This window comes from Rhodospirillaceae bacterium (assembly GCA_018662005.1).
Taxonomy (GTDB): domain Bacteria; phylum Pseudomonadota; class Alphaproteobacteria; order Rhodospirillales; family JABHCV01; genus JACNJU01.
The window spans coordinates 56,332-77,066 of sequence record JABJHA010000032.1 but is presented as its reverse complement, the minus strand read 5'-3'; the positions used below and the strand labels follow the sequence as shown (position 1 = coordinate 77,066).

Genomic DNA, 20,735 nt, shown 5'->3' with positions numbered 1-20,735 from the left:
GATAATTTGCGTTCAGTATAACCATATTGCAAACATGACCTAAGGCAGTGGTTAATATATCATCCAAACCAACTTGCATTCCCTTCAATCCACGCAAATTGACGGTTGCCAAAAAATGTAGGGAATTGTAAGTAGAGCACGTTCACAGGTAGCAATGCTTTTGAATGCCAAACTGTTAAGTGTATGATTTTGCGACACTTAATAGTTCACAAAAAGTTCACAAAAATATTTTTAGCTCATAAGCTATTGATATTATTGGATATTTTTTGGGGAATCGTCTAATGGTAGGACGACGGTCTCTGACACCGTTAATCCTGGTTCGAGTCCAGGTTCCCCAGCCACCCACTCTCGCGATTCCAGACACTGCACGTTGTCCACGACATTGTTGTGTAATTTCAAAGCCTTACAGGATAGGTTCATTCGCGCAGACTGCTAAAGTGCACTGATTAACGCTACTTTATCGCAGAAGTCTGCGATCGCCATTTCCGGGATACGAGTTTGGATGGGAGTGATTAGAGGGTTGCGAGAATTTTTCGCTGTTCTGCCCAATCTGATGGCAGGGAATGTAATAGGCACCACTTGGATGTGAACCCCAAGGGTTGTTTACCATTCAGAACATTGCGCACAATGTCTGGTGCAAGGAACGCAAGGTCAATCAGTTGCTGAACACGCCTTGGAGAAGTTTCATGGGTGCGTGCAATCTCGGCGAAGGTATTGCCCTTCATTATCTGCTCAAACCAACTATGTGCTCTGGCAATGTTTCGAATGAGTGTTTCATCAACGCCTGTTGGGCTGTCATCCAGGATGAGCTTTGTTTCAACACCGCGTTTCCTAAGCTGAAATGGGAAGTTCCGTGTTAATATCTCATTGTTAATGGCATCTGCTGATAAACCAAGCTCCTCAGCGAGCAAAGGCCCATTGACACTGACCCGAATGTGGCCAGGCCTAATGTCTATTCTATCAATAAAACGAATAAGGCCTTTTATGTCTTCGGCATCACTCAGTTCCGATAGCCGGAATTGAATTCTTCCAATTTCTTCGGCTTGGGAACCAGGTGATAGGCCAATGACAAAAGCATGATCCCTGAATATAGATTTGAGCACATCTGCGCTCTTGTTCTCCAACTCTGGTCCAGGTAACCGCCACGCATCAAGATGAGCTTTCCTACTACGGGTCATCAGTCGGTGGGAGATATAGTAGCGCAGGCGGATCCCTTTTCGTGTTTTCGTATGCGATGGCGTTAATCGATCACCCGTCTCGTCGAAGAGCTTTCCACATAGGAGTGACTTTTGATTTGCAGTGGTCATTGAGCGTGATCGAGACGCCCCATCTTGCAATTGGACCTGTATTTTCTCCCAGCGCTCCGGATCGATAATAGCGGCATGAAGTCCATCATGGATCAATTTGCGATGTCGGATCCTTCCTGCAAAGGTCGGGTTGGTCAGTATGTAGTAAATATGCCCCCGATCGAAAGGTCCGCCACCGCTCACATCTCCGGAAATTGATTCGCGACGACGTGTGCGCAGGCCAAGTCGCTCTGCCTCTTCCCTGACGGCACTGATTGATCCATGCTGCTCATAGAGACCATACAGAGTTCGGATCGTCACTGCCTCTGCTTCATTAATCTTCAAGGTTCGTCCATCAGGGTCATATCCGATGGAGACCGCCCCACCCATCCACAGACCTTTTCGCTTTGAGGCTGCGATTTTGTCTCGGATGCGTTCGGCTGTTACTTCACGCTCGAACTGCGCAAAGCTCAGGAGCATATTTAGGGTAAGTCGCCCCATGCTGGTTGCGGTATTGAAGGACTGGGTGACAGAAACAAACGATGCCCTGGCAGCATCAAGAATATCCACAATCTTGACAAAATCCGCGAGAGATCGGGTCAGGCGATCGATCTTGTAAACAACGATCTGATCCACGCGCTTTTCTTCCACATGCTTCAGTATTTTTTGTAATGCTGGGCGTTTCAGTGAGCCCCCTGATAATCCACCATCATCATAAACTTCCGGCAGCAATACCCAGCCTTCATGCCTTTGACTGTCAATATAGGCCTCGCAGGACTCCCGCTGTGCATCCAGCGAGTTAAACTCTTGCTCCAGTCCACCCTCTGAAGATTTACGAGTGTAGATGGCGCAACGAATCTTCTTCATACCTGCTCCCTTGTACGACTGTTAAGACCAAAGAAGCGTGGGCCCGACCAGGTAGTGCCTGTGATGTGCTTGGCAATCGCGGAAAGGGATGACCACAAATTTCCATCCATTCGGTAACCTCGATCGATAACCTCAACCTGATATGTGTGCCCGTTCCACTCCCTCACCAGATGTGCTCCCGTCCTAATACCACCAGGATTAATCAGGTCGGCCGATTTACCAGAAGCAATCTGCATCAATATCTTTCGGGTCGATGCAGGAAGGCCACCCGACGCCTTACACTGTACGAAATAGGTCAGTGCTTTGCGCATAAACCCAACTGACAAATAAGCTGGTGGTGGAGAGCCGAAGGCCTCTTGCCAATCCAGCAAAGTCTGCCGGCGGTCTGGATCGAGGTTACTCATGGGCCTTGAACTATTGGCATGTTTTTCTCCTTCAGTGTAACGCCAGCGGAAAGCTAGCTCTGTCACCGAGAAGAACCCGACCTCAATTTATGGTACGGGCGGGTTATGACTCTCATGACTGAAGAGCGTCATTGCTTTATTGCATTGACGCTCTGGTTAAGCCTGAAGTCCAGTTAAAATTGATGACTATTTATCAGTCTAGAATCGATTAGCTATCTATAACTAATGAACTAAAACGAGCATGCAACATCACAGGAAAACTTAATTCGGATTGAGAAATCCCATGTCCGCTTTTAGGGGGTAAAGCGGACATTGTTTTGGGTAGCTAATTAGGTCTGCTTATGACCCTAAGCGGACATTTTGGTGATGCTAATTGTGGGTTTATTTATCTATCGGCTTTCCCGTTCTGTAAACGGTGCCCGTAAATTCTGCTAATTGCTTCTCATTCTGGCCCACGACTTCAATTCGATATACCGCAGTACGATTGCCACAAGATATTTCCTTTGCTGTAGCCGTGAGGGTATCTCCCGTTACAGCGCCATTTAGGTAGGCCATATGAGTATCAATACCGACAGCAATCGTGTTGTGCGAATTTGATGCTAATCCAAATGCTTGATCGGCTAAGGCGAAGAGTGCGCCACCGTGGCACCCTCCAAGAAAATTGAGGTGTGTTTCTCCCACAGTCATTTGCACAACGGCCCAACCCAAGCCAGCATCAACACATTTAATGCCTAGAGCGGCAGCAAACTTGTCACCTTCAGCGAGTTCCATAACCTTATCGCGAACCTGCTTCTCTTCAATTTCCATATCCGTATTTCCAAAAAATTTCACACGATGAAATAGCCATCACCATATCGATAGCAAAAATATTTTCTTATTAACACTATCGAGGGCACGTCCCATTGAGTACAGCATTATGTCCGCTCTAAAACAGCAAGCAGATATTCTTAAAGATAAGGTCCGCTTTGAGGGGGAAACCACCCGCGCACACGACAAGCAACAAAACGCAGTCCTGGAAGGCTCAAGGTAAAGTTGTCGGGACGTTAAAAAATTATTTCAGGCGACGATCAGGGGCGTGCCGAAACCCAGTTCCCGGCGAAGCACGGCGATGCATTCACCCTGGGTGGCGTCGGCGCGAGTGGCGTCGACGACTTTTTCAAACAGGTTGATGTCTTCGGTGTTGGCGGCGTCTGCCAGCGCATCAAGGGTTTTGACGACCTTGTCGTTGTCACGATTCTTTTTATACAAAGCCAGTTCTTCCAGATAGCGCTCGATGTCTTTCTCATCCGGGCGGGGCAGAGATTTTGTCGGGATTTCCACTTCCCTATCGACCTGATAGGCGTTTACGCCGACAACGGTTTCCTCGCCTCTGTCGATGCGGCGTTGGAATTCCATTGCGGCCTTGCCCAATTCGCCTTGAATCCAGCCAGTCTCCACGGCCTTGTACATACCGCCGTGTTCCTCAACATCGTCCATGTGGGCGATGATCTCCTCCTCCATCTGATCGGTCAGGCTTTCCACATAGTAGCTACCACCCAATGGATCGATAACATCAGTCAGGTGCGCCTCGTCGCGAAGGATATTCTGGGTGGCGATGGCGATACGGGCTGCTTCTTCTGTTGGAACGCTGAGCACTTCGTCATAGGAGTCCGTGTGCAGGGATTGAAGGCCGCCGAAAATACCGGCGATCGCCTGGGACGAGACTCGAGCGATGTTGTTCAAAGGCTGTTGGCGAGTCAGGTCGACGCCCGATGTTTGGGCATGAAATTTGAATCGCTGCGCCTTTGGGTTGACGATGCCGAAACGCTCCCTAACGACACGGGCCCAGATGCGCCGTCCGGCGCGAAATTTTGCGACTTCTTCAAAAAAGCTGATTGAGATATCGAAGAAGAAGGTGAACCGCGGCAAGAATTCATCCAGGTCCATACCGCGCGCACGGCAGTCTTCGGCGTATTGAATTCCCGATGACAGGGTGAACGCCATCGCCTGGGCCGGTGTCGCGCCGCCCTGTTGCATGTGCTGGCCGACAACCGACAACGGATTCCACCCCGGCACTTTTTCATGGGTATAGGCGATATGATCCAGCAGCACCCGACGCGATCCCGGCAAGGCAATGCGGAAAAACATGTGGTTGGCTACATAATGTGAAATGTAGTCGCTCTGGTTCGAGGTGCCGGTGATCTTACTCCATGGTACGTTATTTCTTTCTGCGACAGTCAGAAGCTGCGCCAACATGGTGAAGGGCAGAGGGTCATTCAGGGCCGTGGACAGGTTGTCAATGGGCATGCCATCTAGGCACGTCTGCATGTCGCCTACGGTATTGATAACCGCGCCACAAGTGCCTAACAGCAAGGGGTCGACCTGATCGGCGTCGATGCCCCGGTAGATGGAATTGCACGGGATCATGCTCAGGGCGGTGGCACCGGCATCAACCAGGCGCTTTTGACGTTTGTTGTAGTCTTGCGGAAGGCCGAGCCCGATCAGTTGGCGCTGGCTCCAAGTCCGCCCACGATACATGGAGGGGTAAATGCCTCTGGTGTATGGTGCCGCCCCCGGAAAGCCGAGTTTGTTTTCGTAAGCCGAACCATCCCAGTCCTCGGCTGTGTAGATCGGTTTAACCTCAATCCCTGAGCGGTTATGAATTGGTTTTTGATCCCCGGCGGCAGCATCATATTCGCGTTTCCATTGATCATATCCGGGCAGGGTCATCTGAGGCTTATCGGTCATGGTTTTCGTCCTTACAATCGGGTCGGGTCGGTCTGGGCTTTGACCGCCAGGGTTGCGACAAAAGCGACAATATCATCCAGACTGCTGCCGGGATGAAAGACTCTAGCCACTCCGGCGTCGAGTAGTTTCTGTTCTTCTTCATCGGGAACGATTCCGCCTACCACGACCTTGACGTGATCGATCCCCTCGTCACGGATAGCCTGCATCAATTTTGGCACCAGCAGATGATCGGTAGCAAGTGAGCTGATGCCGATAACATCGACATCTTCTTCCATGGCGACCTTGGCGACGATGCCGATTTTCTGCCAAGGCGCGGTGTAAATGACATCCATACCGGCATCGCGCAGGGCCGTGGCAACGATGCGGCTGCCCCGGTCGTGACCATCCAGGCCGATCTTGGTGATCAGAACTTTAGGCGGGCGTCGCAAGTCGGGGGCGTCGGACATAGCGTAACCTCATCAGAACAATGAACCCTAGGGCACCTCGAATAATACCCCTCTGACCTGAGATTGGCTGATTTAGGCTCTGCATGTAAGTCCTTTTGAACACGTCTGCAAATGGCTATTAGCGGACTCAATTTCCACCACCTGATTATGTCTGCTTTTCTACTGAAAGCAGAAGTCATAATCACTATTTTATGTCCGCTTTGAGGGGGTATAGCAGACATTGTCTTAGGGGGCGGGTTCCCTACCCAATCGTCGTTCGGCGGCTTATGGCTAAAAGGCGAAGTTCGTATCGCCTCTAGATAACTTCCGCTTCCGAACGCTTAGCCGACATTTTACGGACAATAACTGCCTTAAGTTTTGAAAGCCCAAACACGTATACGTAATACCAAGAACACGTATACGTGTTTTGCGGAGAATTTGGGGAGGCTGGTTGATGACAACTTTCAGGTTCTCAGGCACGTATACGTGTGTGTCTTAAGAGTCACACCTCAAAAACAAAACGACATTTCAGTAAAATTCCTGCTCGGCCCGTATTTTTCCAAAAATATCACGTGTTTTCAAACGTATACGTGTTCAAACACGTGGTGGCGAAGGGGAACTAATTTCCTTTAACAATAGAGAGACGATTCGCGGTTCTTTTTTCGTATACGAAAAAAAGAAAGAAACCTGATTTTCCTGCTTTTTTCCGTATACGGAAAAGTTTCCGTATACGGGTTTGATTGGGAAAGCCGAAACGGCACAAAGTTGACTGACGATTCGGGAAAACAGAACCTGGAAATACTTGAAGACAATGACAACGGAACCGACCCTTAACGCAACGATCCCACCCCGGCGCTATTTGAGCCGGGAAGAGGCTGCAGCGTGGTTGGGGGTTTCCGTCGATAGCTTTACAGGGTTTTCCATTCCCTATTGTGATTTCGGGCCGCGCTTGCGGCGTTGGGATATCGTGGACATTGAAGCCTTTGCCAACGATACTAAACGCAGCGACAGCGCCCGAACCTCTGAAAATAAGAGGAGAAGGCCATGCAACTCTACAAACGCAACGACTCAAACAAATATTGGGTCAGTTGGAATGACCAGGACGGAAAGCGAATTCGCCGAAGTACTGGGGTTGCGAATCGAAAGCTAGCTGAAGCGCTAGCCGCAAAATGGGTCAAGGATGGTTTCCTTGAAGAACATTTCGGTAAAAAGCCGGACGTTCCTTTTGAGAAAGCCTTGTTGCGATACGCCAAGACCCACAAGCGGGATCATACGCGAACGTTCGAGCGGGTGACCCGTTACCGCCTGAAACATTTTCAGGAACGCTTCCGGGGCATGATGCTTTCGGAATTTACGTTCCAGGTGGTTCAGGATTTTATGGACGAACGGTTTGAAACCGTTAGCCGTGCGACCGTGCAAAAAGACACCGCCATCCTTAAGGCGATTTTGAACAAGGCACACCGGGAAGGCCTGATTGACAGCTTGCCCCGGTTTCCAAAGTTCAAGGCCTTAAAGCACCGAACCCGCTGGTTGACACTGGAAGAAGAGGAGAAACTTACGCAAGCGGCATCATCCCATTTGGTTCCCCTTATTCGTATGGCCGTCGATACCGGCGGCAGACTGTCCGAACTTTTAGGGCTCGACTGGCGGAACGTGGAACTGGATAACGGGCGGATACGCTTTACGGATACCAAGAACGGGGAAGACAGGTCCATAAGGCTTTGCAAACGGGCACGCGCCACACTGGCGGCCTTAAGTCCTAAACAGAGCGGCCCAGTCTTCACGTACAAGGGGAAAGCGGTGAAAAGCATGAAGACGGCGTTCAACCGGGCACGCACGCGAGCGGGCCTGGAAGACCTCCGGTTTCACGATCTTCGCCATACGTTTGCTTCCCGACTTGTACAAGCCGGGGTTCCGTTGTATGAGGTCATGCACCTGACCGGACACAAGTCGTTCGAGATGGTGCAAAGGTATTCTCACCTCGCTCCCGACTATGCGGAGAAGGCTATCCAGGCTTTGGACGCATTTGGTCACGTTTTGGTCACGGTTGAAAACGAGAATGCCGCTTAAGGGTCAAAAAAACCCTTTAAAAACAAGGAGCACCCGTAGCTCAGCTGGATAGAGCGCTGCCCTCCGAAGGCAGAGGTCACAGGTTCGAATCCTGTCGGGTGCGCCAATGTTTTCAATGACTTAACAGTCACCAATTTATTAAGATTGCTTATTTGGGACAAATTTGGGACAATTAACTCGTAAAAGCAATTACGGAACAGCGCCCATGGCAACCATAATGAAACGCGGCCCCTATCAATGGCAGGCGAAAGTTCGCCGCCGGGGCTATCCTTCTCAAGCGAAAACGTTCGAAACCAAACGCGAGGCGGAAGCCTGGGTGTCGGTCATCGAGTCGGAAATGACACGCTCCGTTTTCGTGGACCGCTCAAGGGCCGAACGCGAGACTCTGAATCAAGTCATCCAAAACTATATCGACAACATCGCGCCCGATCACAAGGGCGGCGATTCCGAGATTTTGCGGCTGAAAAAGTTCAAACGGGATCAATCGAAGCTCTGCCAACACGCCATGGCGACTCTCAAGATCGAGGACTTCGAAGCTTATCGGGACCGCCGCCTGAAAGTAGAAAAGAAGGCACCCGCCACTGTGAAGAGAGAACTGGCGCTCCTGCACAGCGTTATAGAAAGCGCCCGTCGTCGCCTCGGTCTTATTGAAAACCCGATCTCCGACGTTCGCCGACCCAGGGTGCAAAATAATCGAATCATGCGCTTTCAGGACGGCGAGGAAGAGGCGCTGATGACCGCCCTGGACGGCTGTCGGAATTCATGGGTTAAACCGGCCGTCATCCTAGCTCTGGAAACCGCCATGCGGCGAGGCGAGTTATTGGACCTGCGCTGGGAGAACATCAACCTGAAAGATCGAACCGCGCATCTGCCGGACACCAAAAATGGCGAATCTCGAGATGTACCCCTGTCGCCAATTGCGTTACAAACCCTGAAAGACCTTCCCCGCTCGCTAAAGGGATACGTTTTTCCCACCAGCGCCGAAGGCATCAAAAGCGCTTATGAACGCGCCCGGAAAAGAGCAGATATGGAACACTTTAATTTCCATGACTTACGGCATGAGGCTATTTCACGACTGTTCGAACGGGGTTGGAACGTAATGGAAGTCGCCGCCGTATCAGGGCACAAGGACCTGCAATCTCTAAAGCGGTATACAAATCTTAAAGCGCGGGATTTAGCTCAAAAGATGTCACGGCCTTAAAGCTCATAACCTGAAGGTCGTAGGTTCAAATCCTACCCCCGCAACCAACAAATAACTCCTTGAAACTTAATTGTTTATTGGGGTTTTTGTTTGTTTAAGCATCCGCGTACTATTCAGGATCTGTAAAATAATTGCTACGTTTATTGCCGCGTTGTCAGGCGGTAGGCTCTACAGAACCATCTCACTCATAATCAGCGGGTCGTGGGTTCGAATCCCTCAGCGCCTACCATTAAAATCAAAGACTTAGAGAGAAATCTCTAAGTCTTTTTTCTTTTGTAACTTTAATTAGGTGACAAATTAGGTGACAAAATGGTGAGAAAATACTAACCCTATTTAAGGGGAGATAGATGAAGCCATGATGAACTCGAAATATACGTCAATGGATGTGTCTAGCCCCCTTGTTATGTACCACTTTGTTGCAGAGTTTCTGGCACCGGCGGCCTCATGTTTAACGACTGGTGAGGCCGGATGTGATTGTATTGTTTCAACCAGGTATTGATGACGATCTGAGCTTGTTTAATTGTCGAGAACCATTCCGCATTGAGGACCTCTCTTCTGAGCGTTCCATTGAAGCGTTCGTTATACCCGTTCTCCCAAGGACTGCCGGGATAGATCTGGATCGGCTTGATGCCGACCTTCTTGAGCCAGGCTTGTAGATCATGGGCAATAAACTCTGAACCATTATCAGAGCGTATGTAATGTGGCTTTCCATGTTTGAGGAATAAAGGATAAAGCGCATCCAGTACTTCAGCATGTCCCATTCTCGGCTTTGCAGCCACACACAGGGCCTCTCTGGTGTATTCATCAATGACTGTCAGCATCTTGTAGCTACGGCCATTGCTCAGCTTGTCATGAACGAAGTCGATGCTCCAGATATGACGGGGATATTGAGGACGTAATCGGATAACAGAACTATTCTTATGATACAGTCGCTTCCGTTTCTTATGGCGATGAGGCAGCTGCAGACCTTCTTCCCGCCACAGCCGTTCAATCTTCTTATGATTAACCACCCAACCTTCCATGCGAAGCAATTGAGCAATCTTGCGATAGCCGTACCGGCCATACTGCTTGGCCAGTCTGATCATTGATAAACCCAGATCATCGTCATCGTTCTTAGCGACGGTTCCATATCTTTGGGTGCTACGGGCTAAGCCAATCGTTTTGCAAGTTCGTCGCTCAGAGGTATCCAACTTTTGACGAACATAAATTATTGCCTGACGCAGATTGGCAGTCGTCAGGCTCTGGGTTTTAAATAATCGAGACTTTCTTTAAGGATTAATTTATCCAGCTCAAGCTCAGCCACGATACGCTTCAGTCGCTCATTCTCTTTCTCCAACGACTTGAATTCATGGAGCTTTGATTTACCCATCCCACCATAACGCTTGCGCCATTTATAATACGTCGCATCACTGATGCCAGCTGTCCGGATCGCCATCTCAACAGCACTACCACCCGCCAAATCCAATTCTATCTGCCGTAATATCCCCAATATGTCTTCTTCTGAAAATCGCTTCCGCGTCATTAATTCCTCCCAAAATATCTGAAATATTCATACCACAAGTGGTTCAGTTATAGGGGGGCAGGACAGGTGAGGGCTTTATGAGCCTTTGTCCTTGCCGAGGATGACAAAGGCCATGGGTATGGCGGCGATGACGAATATCGACAGGAAGACAATAAGCAAGATGTTGGTCTGGGCGTTGCTGCCTAAATCAGATTCAACAAGATACATGCTGGCAAACCAGGTACACAGAGCACCAACGATAGTGCTGAAGCCGGAAATCATGGTGATGGTCAGAAGTAAATCCGCTCTTTCTGGATATTACATGGCCACCAGCACAAACGGAAACCAGTTTAAAAGCGCCCCATTTGTTGGTAGAATAATGGCTGATCTGATCTCGGCTAGCTAAGCCGGCCACGATCAAGATGCGGCTCCACTCCAGTTCCATCTCAATAATTTAGACCGCTCAGTCACCATGGGATTTTACTCCCGAAATCGCAAAATCAATACGGAATGCAGTTTTCAGTGCTGGGATAACCGACCAAAAAAACAAGCAATCCGACAAATATAAGGTTTAGAAGAAATGAGACTTAAAGGGAAAAAAGTGCTGGTAACAGCAGCCGGCCAAGGTATTGGACGCGCTTCGGCGCTCGCTATGAAGTCCGAGGGCGCAACCGTATACGCGACGGATATCAATAAAAACTCGCTTGAAGGTCTCGCTGCAGAGGGACTTGAGGTATTCGCTCTGGACGTGATGAATCAGGATTCCATCGCTGACGCTGTTGCACGTATTGATAAGATCGATGTTCTTTTCAATTGCGCAGGTTTTGTCGCCGAGGGAACTATTCTGGATTGTGATGAGGCGCAATGGGAGTTTTCGACCAGCCTCAACGTCACGGCCATGTACCAGATGTGCAGGGCCTTCCTTCCGGTGATGCTGGAAAATGGCGGCGGGTCGATTATCAATATGTCTTCGGTCGTCTCCTCTGTTATCGCCGCACCAAATCGTTTTGTTTATGGCGCCACCAAGGCGGCAGTCATTGGCATGACAAAATCGATTGCCGCAGATTTCATCCAGCAGGGCATTCGCTGTAATGCGATTTGTCCAGGAACGATAGAGACCCCGTCACTTGAGAACCGTATGAATAAAGACGGCGATTATGACGCCACCAGAAAGGCCTACATTGCACGCCAACCGATGGGTCGCTTAGGTTTGGCTAGGGAAATTGCAGCGCTGGTAATTTACCTGGCATCAGATGAATCCGGCTTCACCACAGGTGTCGAACATATAATCGATGGCGGTTTTGCCCTTTAAGTAAGGAAGAAACTATGAAACTTTTAAGGTTTGGTGAAATAGGTGCTGAAAAACCTGGAATACTACATGTCGACGGTACTGTTCGCGATCTGTCTTCCGTGGTGAAGGATATTGCAGGCCAGACATTATTGGACGGCGGACTGGAAACCATTGCAGATGCCGAACTTTCCGCACTGCCTGTCATCAGCGCTGATACCCGTCTTGGACCTTGTGTTGGCGAGACCGGAAAATTCATCTGTATCGGACTTAATTATGCTGACCATGCAGAAGAGTCGGGCATGGACCTGCCGCCTGAACCGATCCTTTTCATGAAGGCGACTAGTGCAATCAGTGGGCCGAACGATCCAATAATTCTCCCACGCGGTTCCACAAAAACTGACTGGGAGGTAGAGTTAGGCGTGGTGATCGGAAAGCCTGGACTAAATGTTTCCGAAGCGGACGCCCTTAACCATGTTGCAGGATACTGTGTAATTAACGACCTTTCCGAGCGTTCCTTCCAGCTTGAAAGACAGGGCCAGTGGGTAAAGGGAAAGTCTGCCGACACATTCGGACCAATCGGGCCTTGGCTAGTAACTCGTGATGAAGTCAAAAATTCGCAAAACCTTTCCATATGGCTGGACGTAAATAATCATCGCTTTCAAGATGGATCAACTATGACGATGGTGTATCAGGTTGCATTCCTCGTTTCCTATGTCAGCCTGTTCATGTCGCTTCAACCGGGTGACGTCATTTCAACTGGCACACCACCGGGCGTGGGAATCGGACAAAATCCACCAAAATTTCTGGAAGCCGGTGATGTGGTCACGTTAGGAATCGAAGGTCTCGGCACGCAACGACAAGTCGTTTTTGCAGCGGAGTAAAAGGCTTGAACAAATTTAGCAAGCGTGTCAGTGCACTTCAGTCAAGTTTGATCCGCACAGTTGCGGAAGAAGGGATGAAACTGGACGGCGTTATCCCCTTGTGGTTCGGTGAAGGGTATTGGCCAACCTCCACTATAGCCATTAACGCAGCCATTCAGGCATTGCGGTCAAATGACCATTTCTATCAACCAAACAGCGAAAAAATGTCGTTACGGCAGGAAATCTCCGACTATTTGCAGCGTATTTATGGCATCAAGACCCAAATAGCACAAATAACAGTAACGGCGTCGGGAATGCAAAGGCTTGCGCTAGTTGCGATAACATTGGTGGATACTGATGATCATGTAGTGTCGATCAGTCCGGCCTGGCCCAATATAGACGAAGCGTTCCGTATTTAGGGAGCTCGTGTCGAGGTCCAAAAACTACATGTCAAAGACGACCGCTGGAGGCTCGATTTGGACCAGTTTATCAGTCGTTTGTCCTACTGCGAGTACTACAGCACGCCATATTTCTCATAAACGTCCCTCAAGTAGCTGCCGGCACGCAATTCCTCGCGTGATACGTTTTCAGATTGTATCTTCTCGAAAGCAAGCTCAAACACGGCTTTTGCCGAGTCTTGTGGGACGACAACAACCCCATCCGCGTCACCGAAAACGAAGTCCCCCGATCTAACTCCAACGCCACCGCAATCAATCGGCTGATCCATCGTCATCATGCGACAGCGCCCAGCCGAATCCAATGGACCGATTCCACCGTGAAACACCGGAAATTTAAGGTTACGGATCAACCGGACGTCTCGCACCAAGCCATCGGTCACGAATCCGCTCGCCCCCCGAGCCAGCGCCGCAGTCGTCAGCAGTTCGCCCCAGGGCGCGATGCGCTCTGTCGGCCCGTCGCAGCCGAACACAGCCACGTCGCCGGGCCGGAGGTCGTCGACCAAGGCAATCTCCACCTCGTAGGGGTTCTCCCCCGCCGAAACATCGCAGACGTTCATATACATCCCGGTACGCGCCTGCCCGAAGAGCACCAGCGAGTCATCCAAAGGACGGACGAAGGGCCGCATGGCCTGGTGGAATAGCCCAAAGGAATCGAGCACGTCGCTGAGCACGGCAGTATAAAGCTTGGACGTTATGTCTTCAATCGTGTGTTCGAGTTTGGCCATCGCATTTCTCCTCGTTGGATTCATTTCTATTATTTGTCCGTACTCAAGGGTGAGAGCGTAGTCTCGCCCAATTGCAATTCCACCGGCAGCACCAGCTCGCTCTCTGGTAGGCGGCCGCCGGCCAGGCGCGCGATCATGATCTCGCCGCCCTTGGCCCCGAGCGCATAGGCGGGTGATCGGACCGTGGTCAGCACCGGCGAAGAGTAGGCCCAGAAATCGAAAGCGTTGAAGCCCGTTACCATGACCTCGCCCGGCACGTTTACGCCCTCATCCTGCAATACTTTCATCGCTGCGATGCCCATTTGATCGTTACCGCCGAGCACGGCATCGGGTCGATCGTGCTTCGCCAGGTGCCGCCGGAATCGCTCCACGGTCTCGCTGAAACCGGCCATGCCGCAGCCCAGAACCTTGAACTCGCCGCCGTCGCCGAACCGCCGGATCGCCGCCCGCACACCCTTCGAACGTTCCTTTAGCGCCGGCCATTCCCAAGACGATTCGAGAATCAGCAGCCGCCGTGCGCCAAGGGATAGCAGCAGCTTTCCGAGCATCTCACCACCGCCACGATCGTCCTGGCGCAGCACGCAGAGGTCCGGGCTTTTGCTAGTCTGCACTTCCTGGAAGAGGATAACCGGCTGTCCCAGGTTACGGACCATATCTATCGCCAAGTTCCGCTCCCGCCGTCGGCCCGAGAGCAGGACGCAGAGCCCGTCGGTAGCCACATGGCGCAGCATCGAGGAGTTGGCGAGGTTTGCCACCGGAGTGCCATGAACGAGAAGGCTGTAGCCGTGGCTGCTCAGCTGGTTGCTGAGGCCCGCGACAAGTTGGGTGATCCAGGGGTCGGCTAGGTAGGTCGGCGCGCGATCGACGATCAGCATGCCGACGCAGAAGCAACGGTCGGAGCGTAGGCCCCGCGCCGCAGAGCGCGGCCTGTAGTTGAGCTCGGCGATCGCCCGTTCGATGCGCTCTCGGGTCTCTTGGGACATGGCGCCATAGCGACCGTTGACGACGTTCGAGACCGTCATCTGCGAGACCTTGGCCAGCGCCGCCACGTCGCGCAGCTTGGCCTGTCTCCTGCGCTTCTCCGGTCTGCTCATTCCCCCCCCTCTCTCTGGGTTGGCTCGAAGCCGCCGTGCCACCAGTGCTCAAAGGGATTGGCGTGAATGATTTGCTCGACCACTTCGCGCGAAACCGCCGGCAGGCCGGCGGCGTCCCCCACGTCCAACACTTGGCGGGTCAACTCGATCGCCTCCTCCGGCGTCGAGAAGGGGTAGTCGCTGCCAAAAAAAACCTTGTCGGGGACCTGGTATTCCTGAATCGCCATCATGACGTTGTAGAACTGCCAACGGCGATAGTAGAGGGCCGACATGTCAGCGTAAACGTTGGGTTGCTTGCGTATGATCGCCACACACTCCTCGAACCAGGGATGTCCCATGTGGGCCATGACCAACTTCAGTTCGGGGTGACGAAGCGCCACGTCCTCCACATGTAGCGGACGGCCCAGATCGGCCTTGTAGAGGCGCGTGTAGGTGGTCCCCATGTGCATGGTAAGCGGCAAGTTGTTGGCCTCGCAGAGGTCGTAGACCGGTTCCATGCGCGGGTCATCGAGGGCCACGCCGTTGTAGATCGGCCCGTATTTGACCCCCTTGAGGCCGAGGGATTCGACGGCGTGGCGCAGCTCACCCATGTAATCCGGGCGCCGCGGGTCTACGTAGGCGAAACCCACGAACTTGTTCGGATAGCGCGCGACGGCGTCCGCGGTCACCTGGTCGTCGCCCTCGACACCGATGGTGTCGCCGTAGCGGACGGTGAAGATGATGGCTCTGTCGACGCAGGCGAGTGCCTTAACCAGGGTCTCGGCGTCGGCCTTGGCAGGAATCGAAAGCTCGCGGATACGCCCCAACTGCTCGTGGTAGCTGGGTAGTACCTGCTCGTCGTTCCAGATGTTGACGTGGCAGTCGACTATCATCGCCAACCTCACTCCAGGACTTCTAGGAACATTCGCTCGCCCACCGCGCCGGCGAACCAGACGTCAGAACAGCTCTCCGCGAAGGCCTCGACATCATCGACGGCGTTGGCCGTCGCGAAAATAGTCCCGGGAACCGGCCCCGCTGGCCCAGCCGCGAGCGTGTTACCCCGCTCGTAGAAATAGCCGTAGTCGACGAGCCCTTTCGAGGTGTCCATCGGCGGTGCGCCGGGTGGAATGAAGGCACCCGAAGGGATCGGAATGTAGAGCAGATCGCCGGGGCCCGGATAGACGCAGCCCCATTCCGCTGGCGGCGGTTCGTCGAATGGTGGCGTCAGGGTGTAGATCTCGTTGTTCGCGTACTTGGCGTGCCAGACTTGGTTCTCAACCGGCAGTTGGCGGACCACCGCCGCACAGGTGAGGGGCGAACGGTCCCAGCGCAGTCGCAGAACGATTTCCGACACCCGCTTGCGCAAACCGAGTCGGATCAGGGTGGGTCTTTCCGGCATGATGGGTTTCCTCCAGATAAAGTGGCCGAGGGCGACAAGGACGGGGAGCTCGGCTACCCCGTCCATGCCCTTGTGTTTAGTATTCGAAGTACTTGAGCCGCAACTCTTCCAGCTGCCCGGAATCCCGCAAATAACTGATCCAGGTGTTGAGGAATGCGTGGAAGTGCGGGTCGCCGGGCCGGGTGGCGTAGGCAAGGCCCGTGGCATTGAGTAGTGGCTTATCCTCCGGCACTGTGCGCAGGTTCGCGCTCGCATTGTTCTTGATGAACAATAGGTTGTTAATGTGGTCGGTGATGTGGGCGTCAGCGCGGCCGTTCATCACCTCCATGTGCGGCGCGTAGTTATTGTCCGAGACCATGGACTTCATCTCTGCCTTCGGCATGCGTGTTTGCACGAAAGGTTCGCCCGAGGTTCCCGAGAGCGTCGCGATCGTGACTCCCGAGGCATTCAGGTCGCGCCAGGTCTTGAATTTGGAATCGGCCCGGACCAGGAACGAATAACCGAGGGTATTGTAGGAGTCTGTGAAGACCACGGCCAGCGCCCTCTCAGGCGTGGCAAACATATCGACCATACAAAGGTCATACTGCTTGGCTAGCAGCCCGGGAATCAGGGTCGCCCAGGTGGCGTCCACGATCTCGAGCTTGACCCCCAGGACCTTGGCTAAATCATTGGCCATTTCGACGTTGAAGCCCTCCCATTCGTTCGTTGCCGGGTTCTTCGCCTGGGACGGCGGCGAATCAGCCATGGCTATGCGGATCACGCCCTCTTTCTTGATACTGTCGATGGTCGGCGAAGTTTGTGCCGAAGCCACGGAAACGAATGCAAAGCCGATAAGTGCCAACAGGCCGTTTCGAATTAGATGTCTCATAACTTCCTCCTTGTTTTCTTCGGGTTTAAGGGCCTCTCCGGGGTTCGGAGCCACGCCCCACTTCGATACCGGCGGTGCCGGCGGTGGTATTAGTTTCCGGTCTTCCTCGCCAGTCTAGCCTCCCCAGCGCGAACGATCATGCTGATAGGAAAGATGATCAAGAAGAAGATGATGGCAATAGCCGACAGCAACTCCAGATAGCGGTATGTCTGGGCTCCCTTTGTGTAGGCCTGATAGGCTAGCTCAGTGACTCCGATGCCAGCCAACAGGGTCGAATTCTTAAGGATTTCGGTGAAGTAGTTGAGGAACGCGGGCATCATACGCCGGACCGCCTGCGGCAGTAGGACCTTCAACCAAATCGGCAGCCAACGCAGGCCGAGAGCCCGGCAGGCCTCGATCTGGCCCTGCGGTATCGCCTCGATACCGGCCCGGTAGATCTCGGCCATATAGGCGGCCGCGACGCAGGTCAGCGCCAGCGTGCCCGAGGTCCAGGCGGAGAGACGCAAGTCGAAGAGTGGTGGTAGGCAAAAGTAGATCCAGAAAATTAGCACCAGCTCGGGCGTGACGCGGAAGAAGGAGATGTACCCGCGGGCCGCCGAAGCAAGGACGCGGGGACTCGATAATCGAGCCGCGCAGACGACGAGGCCGAGAAGCCCCCCGAACACCAGGGTCACTGCCGTGACGAGGAGGGTGACCCCAAGCCCCTCCGCCAACAGGCTGTAGTTCTGGGTTACGACGGTCCAGTCAAGGTTCATGATTCTCGCGGTCCTTCTGCCATTAGAACGTCCGCAGTTCGTAGCGGCGCTCCAACCACGCGAATGCGCGGACGAAAAGAATGCCGAAAATGAAGTAGATGACAGCGGCGATGGTGAACATCTCTACCGGGCGCGCGGTGTGGGTGCTGATCCGCGTGGTCGCCCTCATCAACTCGGCGATCGAGATTATGGAGAGAATCGAGGTGCCCTTGAGAAGGCTGATTGTCATGTTGGCAAGCGCCGGCAGCATCATGCGGAACGCTTGGGGCAGGATGACGTAGCGCCAAGTGGGATAGCCGCCAAGGGAGAGCGAGCGGGCGCCCTCCCACTGGCCCTTTGGTATTGCCTCGATGCCAGCCCGGATTATCTCGGCAACGTATGAACCGACGTTGAATGTGAGCGCGATTAGCCCGCTCTCAAAAACGTCGGTCCTGATGCCGCTGAACGCCGGCAACGCGAAGTGAATCCAGACCAATTGTACCAGCAACGGCATGTTACGGAAAGTCTCGATAAAGGCGACCACGACCCAGCGCAGCGGCACCAAGGTGCTCCGTAGACAAACGCTGAGGACCAGCGCCAGCGTAGTGCCGAGAGCGCCGCCCAGAAAAAAGAAGGTGAGCGTCATGAGGAGTCCCTGGTACAGCGCCTGCCGGAACTCCCAGGCAAGTGCCCAGTTGAGGTTCGCGACATAGTCCCAATTCATCACGCCGGTTCCCGCGAATCCGTGCATTGAAATGCGCGCACGATATCTTCGCCTCCGCCACGAATCAGATAGACCGCGTGCCAAAGAGAGGCCTGGTTCGCCGTTACAACTACCCGGCCCGCAGCCGCCTCAAGGCGACCCAAAAGATCGAGGGTATTAATGGCCGTGTCTGGAACGAGGATGGGCAGCGGGCTTGGATATTCTTCGGCGAAGCTGCTGACCTCGCGCTCGATATCGATGGCGAAGGACTCCTCGGTCACATCGCAGCCAAGGCTACTGACGAGGCCGACGGCGATACCGCTGTCGCGCAGAAAGTCCACCAGCAAGGCCGTGACGGGGTCGGAGTAGGCACTGAGGAGGTCGACCTTGTCGGCCCCAATGCTGTGCATCGCCTCTGCCATCGCTATCGACGTGCTTGTCGCCGGACAGCCTCCGAGCGCCGACAATTCCTCCAATTGCCGCCGGGCACCGGAGTATCCCTTAACGAAGCTGCCACTGGTGCAGGCCCAAAGCAGAACCTCGGCATCCGCCTTCCGGAGCTTTCGCGCACAGGGTCCCAGGGCGTCCACGGCACCGATCGCCTTGAGGTTTTCCTCGGCCATGATCCCATCAGCCGGAGACCGTTGGACGAGGCACGTCACGTCGTGATAGCGGCTCTCGGCCAGCCACGGCTCCAAGCGCAGCCATTCGTAATCGAAGGGACCGTCGTCGGGAAGAATTACGCCTACACTGGTCTTGCTGCCGTCCATTGTTCTTGGCCCCCAACAGATCCGATGCTTTCGTCAAACCTTCAAGACATACATTTAACGATAAAGTATCATTTAACGGTAAATAAAACAGTTTCTGGAGTCAATAATTATCATCCGCCTGCCGGGCCGCGAACACCCACAGGCATCGACGCGGCAAAACACCGCTCACGGTCAGCTTGATGGCCATTGAAGGTTATGGTAAGACCCCTTGATCGCACGGCAGATCGACGCGGGCCTGGACACTATAGCAAATATCGAGCGTAACAATTCGAATCAAACTTTAAATGCTCTGGTAGGACGAAGAACAGCAATGGCTGAAGAACGGGTAAGAGCGACAATCGACCTTGGCGCCGAGGGGCTTCGTTGCGGTCACTTTCACGTACCTATCTCAACCAACGATTCAGCCTACGGAGTCGTAAGTGTGCCGATTGCTGTGGCTCGCAAGGGTGAAGGACCGACAGTGTTGCTCATTGCCGGCGTTCACGGAGACGAATACGAGGGCCCACTTGTGCTCACGCGCCTCGCCCAAAACCTTGACCATACCTTGCTGAATGGTCGGCTCATCATTGTTCCAGCATTGAACTTTCCAGCCTTTAAAGCCGGCCATCGCAACTCACCCCTCGATGGCCTCAATCTGAACCGATTATTCCCGGGAAATATCCATGGGGGACCGAGCGAGATGATCGCCGACTACGTCGCCCGGATCCTCTTTTCCGAGTCGGATATCGTGGTCGATCTCCATTCGGGTGGGCAATCTCTTCTATACCAACCTCTTGCAGCAACGCACCGCACCGGAGATCACGATAGAGACACGCGCGCGCTCAGTGCTTTGCGGGCATTTGCCGCGCCTATCGGGCTTGTTGCCAGCGATATTGACAGTTATGGACTGCTTGACTACACGGCCGAATCGAAAGGCAAGCTCGTGATTACCACCGAGCTCGGTGGAGGCGGCGGTATCTCCCCACGCGCTGTCGCTATCGGAGAACTCGGCGTGCGCCGCATTCTAGCGCATTTCGAGGTGCTGGAGATGGATATCGGGACGGAGCAGGAGGTACCCAAGGAAACGCGCTTGATGGAAACGCAGGAGGCTGAATCTTTTGTGATGGCCGGCATCGACGGCATCTACGAGCCGGTGATCGAGCTCGGGGGCGACGTCAGCCGCGGATCTCTTCTCGGCCGAATTCATGGTTTTGACTTATTGCAAACCAAGCCATTACCGATCGAATCTGGCGTAGACGGGGTTCTGATTTGTCGCCGCGCACAGGGCGGTGTGAGTGCCGGTGACTGTGTTGGTCTGATTGCCCGCGACTTCGAGATATCAGGTGGATGAGCGGACTCAAAAACATGCTGGCTTTGACAGCGCCCGTTGACCC

General features: G+C 53.2%; 22 protein-coding genes and 2 tRNA genes. 8 read left to right on the top strand and 16 right to left on the bottom strand.

Translation table 11 applies throughout. From position 1 onward, the window contains the following. Positions 1-267: 267 nt before the first annotated feature. Positions 268-341: transfer RNA gene (locus HOL66_13095), tRNA-Gln, on the top strand. A gap of 171 nt (positions 342-512) precedes the next feature. Here the strand turns inward: HOL66_13095 and HOL66_13090 are convergent. The 5 genes from HOL66_13090 to HOL66_13070 form a co-directional block, all read right to left on the bottom strand. Further along, positions 513-2,153, bottom strand: coding sequence for a recombinase family protein (locus tag HOL66_13090; protein MBT5245167.1), 1,641 nt, complete (start codon positions 2,151-2,153; stop codon positions 513-515). Continuing rightward, on the bottom strand, positions 2,150-2,557 hold the full coding sequence (locus HOL66_13085; GenBank protein ID MBT5245166.1) for a DUF2924 domain-containing protein: 408 nt from the start codon (positions 2,555-2,557) through the stop codon (positions 2,150-2,152). The genes HOL66_13090 and HOL66_13085 overlap by 4 nt, the downstream gene beginning before the upstream one ends. Before the next feature lie 381 nt (positions 2,558-2,938). Beyond that, on the bottom strand, positions 2,939-3,364 hold the full coding sequence (locus HOL66_13080; protein MBT5245165.1) for a hotdog fold thioesterase: 426 nt from the start codon (positions 3,362-3,364) through the stop codon (positions 2,939-2,941). A gap of 249 nt (positions 3,365-3,613) precedes the next feature. After that, positions 3,614-5,284 carry a methylmalonyl-CoA mutase gene (locus HOL66_13075; protein ID MBT5245164.1) on the bottom strand — a complete coding sequence of 557 codons (1,671 nt, stop codon included), beginning with the start codon at positions 5,282-5,284 and terminating at the stop codon, positions 3,614-3,616. Positions 5,285-5,295: 11 nt separating this feature from the next. Then, positions 5,296-5,730 carry a methylmalonyl-CoA mutase gene (locus HOL66_13070; GenBank protein MBT5245163.1) on the bottom strand — a complete coding sequence of 145 codons (435 nt, stop codon included), beginning with the start codon at positions 5,728-5,730 and terminating at the stop codon, positions 5,296-5,298. Positions 5,731-6,753: 1,023 nt separating this feature from the next. Between HOL66_13070 and HOL66_13065 the strand changes: the two genes are divergently transcribed. The 3 genes from HOL66_13065 to HOL66_13055 all read left to right on the top strand — a co-directional run bounded on the left by HOL66_13065 (position 6,754) and on the right by HOL66_13055 (position 8,980). After that, positions 6,754-7,779 carry a site-specific integrase gene (locus HOL66_13065; protein MBT5245162.1) on the top strand — a complete coding sequence of 342 codons (1,026 nt, stop codon included), beginning with the start codon at positions 6,754-6,756 and terminating at the stop codon, positions 7,777-7,779. A gap of 29 nt (positions 7,780-7,808) precedes the next feature. Beyond that, a tRNA-Arg gene (locus tag HOL66_13060) sits at positions 7,809-7,885 on the top strand. 99 nt (positions 7,886-7,984) lie between these two features. After that, positions 7,985-8,980, top strand: a complete 996-nt coding sequence (locus tag HOL66_13055; GenBank protein MBT5245161.1) for a site-specific integrase — start codon at positions 7,985-7,987, stop codon at positions 8,978-8,980. Between the two features lie 401 nt (positions 8,981-9,381). Here the strand turns inward: HOL66_13055 and HOL66_13050 are convergent, their stop codons facing one another. The 3 genes from HOL66_13050 to HOL66_13040 form a co-directional block, all read right to left on the bottom strand. Beyond that, complete coding sequence (locus HOL66_13050) at positions 9,382-10,170, bottom strand: IS3 family transposase (GenBank protein ID MBT5245160.1); 789 nt, start codon at positions 10,168-10,170, stop codon at positions 9,382-9,384. A 44-nt stretch (positions 10,171-10,214) separates the two neighbouring features. Next, positions 10,215-10,502 carry a transposase gene (locus HOL66_13045; protein ID MBT5245159.1) on the bottom strand — a complete coding sequence of 96 codons (288 nt, stop codon included), beginning with the start codon at positions 10,500-10,502 and terminating at the stop codon, positions 10,215-10,217. A 75-nt stretch (positions 10,503-10,577) separates the two neighbouring features. Continuing rightward, positions 10,578-10,763 (bottom strand): hypothetical protein, encoded by a 186-nt coding sequence (locus tag HOL66_13040; GenBank protein MBT5245158.1) that lies wholly within the window; start codon positions 10,761-10,763, stop codon positions 10,578-10,580. A 298-nt stretch (positions 10,764-11,061) separates the two neighbouring features. Here HOL66_13040 and HOL66_13035 point away from each other — a divergent pair, with 298 nt between their 5' ends. From HOL66_13035 to HOL66_13025, 3 genes are read left to right on the top strand one after another with little or no spacing between them, the layout of a single operon-like run. Further along, positions 11,062-11,793 carry an SDR family oxidoreductase gene (locus HOL66_13035; protein ID MBT5245157.1) on the top strand — a complete coding sequence of 244 codons (732 nt, stop codon included), beginning with the start codon at positions 11,062-11,064 and terminating at the stop codon, positions 11,791-11,793. A 14-nt stretch (positions 11,794-11,807) separates the two neighbouring features. Next, positions 11,808-12,653: a fumarylacetoacetate hydrolase family protein gene (locus tag HOL66_13030; GenBank protein ID MBT5245156.1), complete on the top strand. Its 846-nt coding sequence runs from the start codon at positions 11,808-11,810 to the stop codon at positions 12,651-12,653. A 5-nt stretch (positions 12,654-12,658) separates the two neighbouring features. Continuing rightward, positions 12,659-13,051, top strand: a complete 393-nt coding sequence (locus tag HOL66_13025; GenBank protein MBT5245155.1) for an aminotransferase class I/II-fold pyridoxal phosphate-dependent enzyme — start codon at positions 12,659-12,661, stop codon at positions 13,049-13,051. A gap of 95 nt (positions 13,052-13,146) precedes the next feature. Here HOL66_13025 and HOL66_13020 read toward each other — a convergent pair whose 3' ends face one another. From HOL66_13020 to HOL66_12985, 8 genes are all read right to left on the bottom strand, one after another. Further along, entirely contained in the window at positions 13,147-13,815 is a 669-nt protein-coding gene (locus HOL66_13020) for an RraA family protein (protein ID MBT5245154.1), read from the bottom strand. 29 nt (positions 13,816-13,844) lie between these two features. Beyond that, positions 13,845-14,909 (bottom strand): LacI family DNA-binding transcriptional regulator, encoded by a 1,065-nt coding sequence (locus HOL66_13015; GenBank protein MBT5245153.1) that lies wholly within the window; start codon positions 14,907-14,909, stop codon positions 13,845-13,847. Continuing rightward, positions 14,906-15,781, bottom strand: a complete 876-nt coding sequence (locus tag HOL66_13010) for an amidohydrolase (GenBank protein MBT5245152.1) — start codon at positions 15,779-15,781, stop codon at positions 14,906-14,908. The genes HOL66_13015 and HOL66_13010 overlap by 4 nt, the downstream gene beginning before the upstream one ends. A gap of 8 nt (positions 15,782-15,789) precedes the next feature. Continuing rightward, positions 15,790-16,287, bottom strand: coding sequence for a DUF3830 family protein (locus HOL66_13005; GenBank protein MBT5245151.1), 498 nt, complete (start codon positions 16,285-16,287; stop codon positions 15,790-15,792). A gap of 76 nt (positions 16,288-16,363) precedes the next feature. Next, the gene (locus HOL66_13000; GenBank protein ID MBT5245150.1) at positions 16,364-17,155 is read right to left on the bottom strand and encodes an amino acid ABC transporter substrate-binding protein; all 792 of its coding nucleotides are present in this window, start codon (positions 17,153-17,155) and stop codon (positions 16,364-16,366) included. 89 nt (positions 17,156-17,244) lie between these two features. Further along, positions 17,245-17,910 carry an amino acid ABC transporter permease gene (locus tag HOL66_12995; GenBank protein ID MBT5245149.1) on the bottom strand — a complete coding sequence of 222 codons (666 nt, stop codon included), beginning with the start codon at positions 17,908-17,910 and terminating at the stop codon, positions 17,245-17,247. 22 nt (positions 17,911-17,932) lie between these two features. Continuing rightward, complete coding sequence (locus tag HOL66_12990) at positions 17,933-18,613, bottom strand: amino acid ABC transporter permease (GenBank protein MBT5245148.1); 681 nt, start codon at positions 18,611-18,613, stop codon at positions 17,933-17,935. Next, on the bottom strand, positions 18,613-19,362 hold the full coding sequence (locus HOL66_12985) for a maleate cis-trans isomerase (GenBank protein ID MBT5245147.1): 750 nt from the start codon (positions 19,360-19,362) through the stop codon (positions 18,613-18,615). Before HOL66_12985 ends, HOL66_12990 begins: the two co-directional genes overlap by 1 nt. A gap of 310 nt (positions 19,363-19,672) precedes the next feature. Between HOL66_12985 and HOL66_12980 the strand changes: the two genes are divergently transcribed. Then, positions 19,673-20,692, top strand: a complete 1,020-nt coding sequence (locus tag HOL66_12980; protein MBT5245146.1) for an N-alpha-acetyl diaminobutyric acid deacetylase DoeB — start codon at positions 19,673-19,675, stop codon at positions 20,690-20,692. The last annotated feature ends 43 nt before the right edge of the window (positions 20,693-20,735 follow it).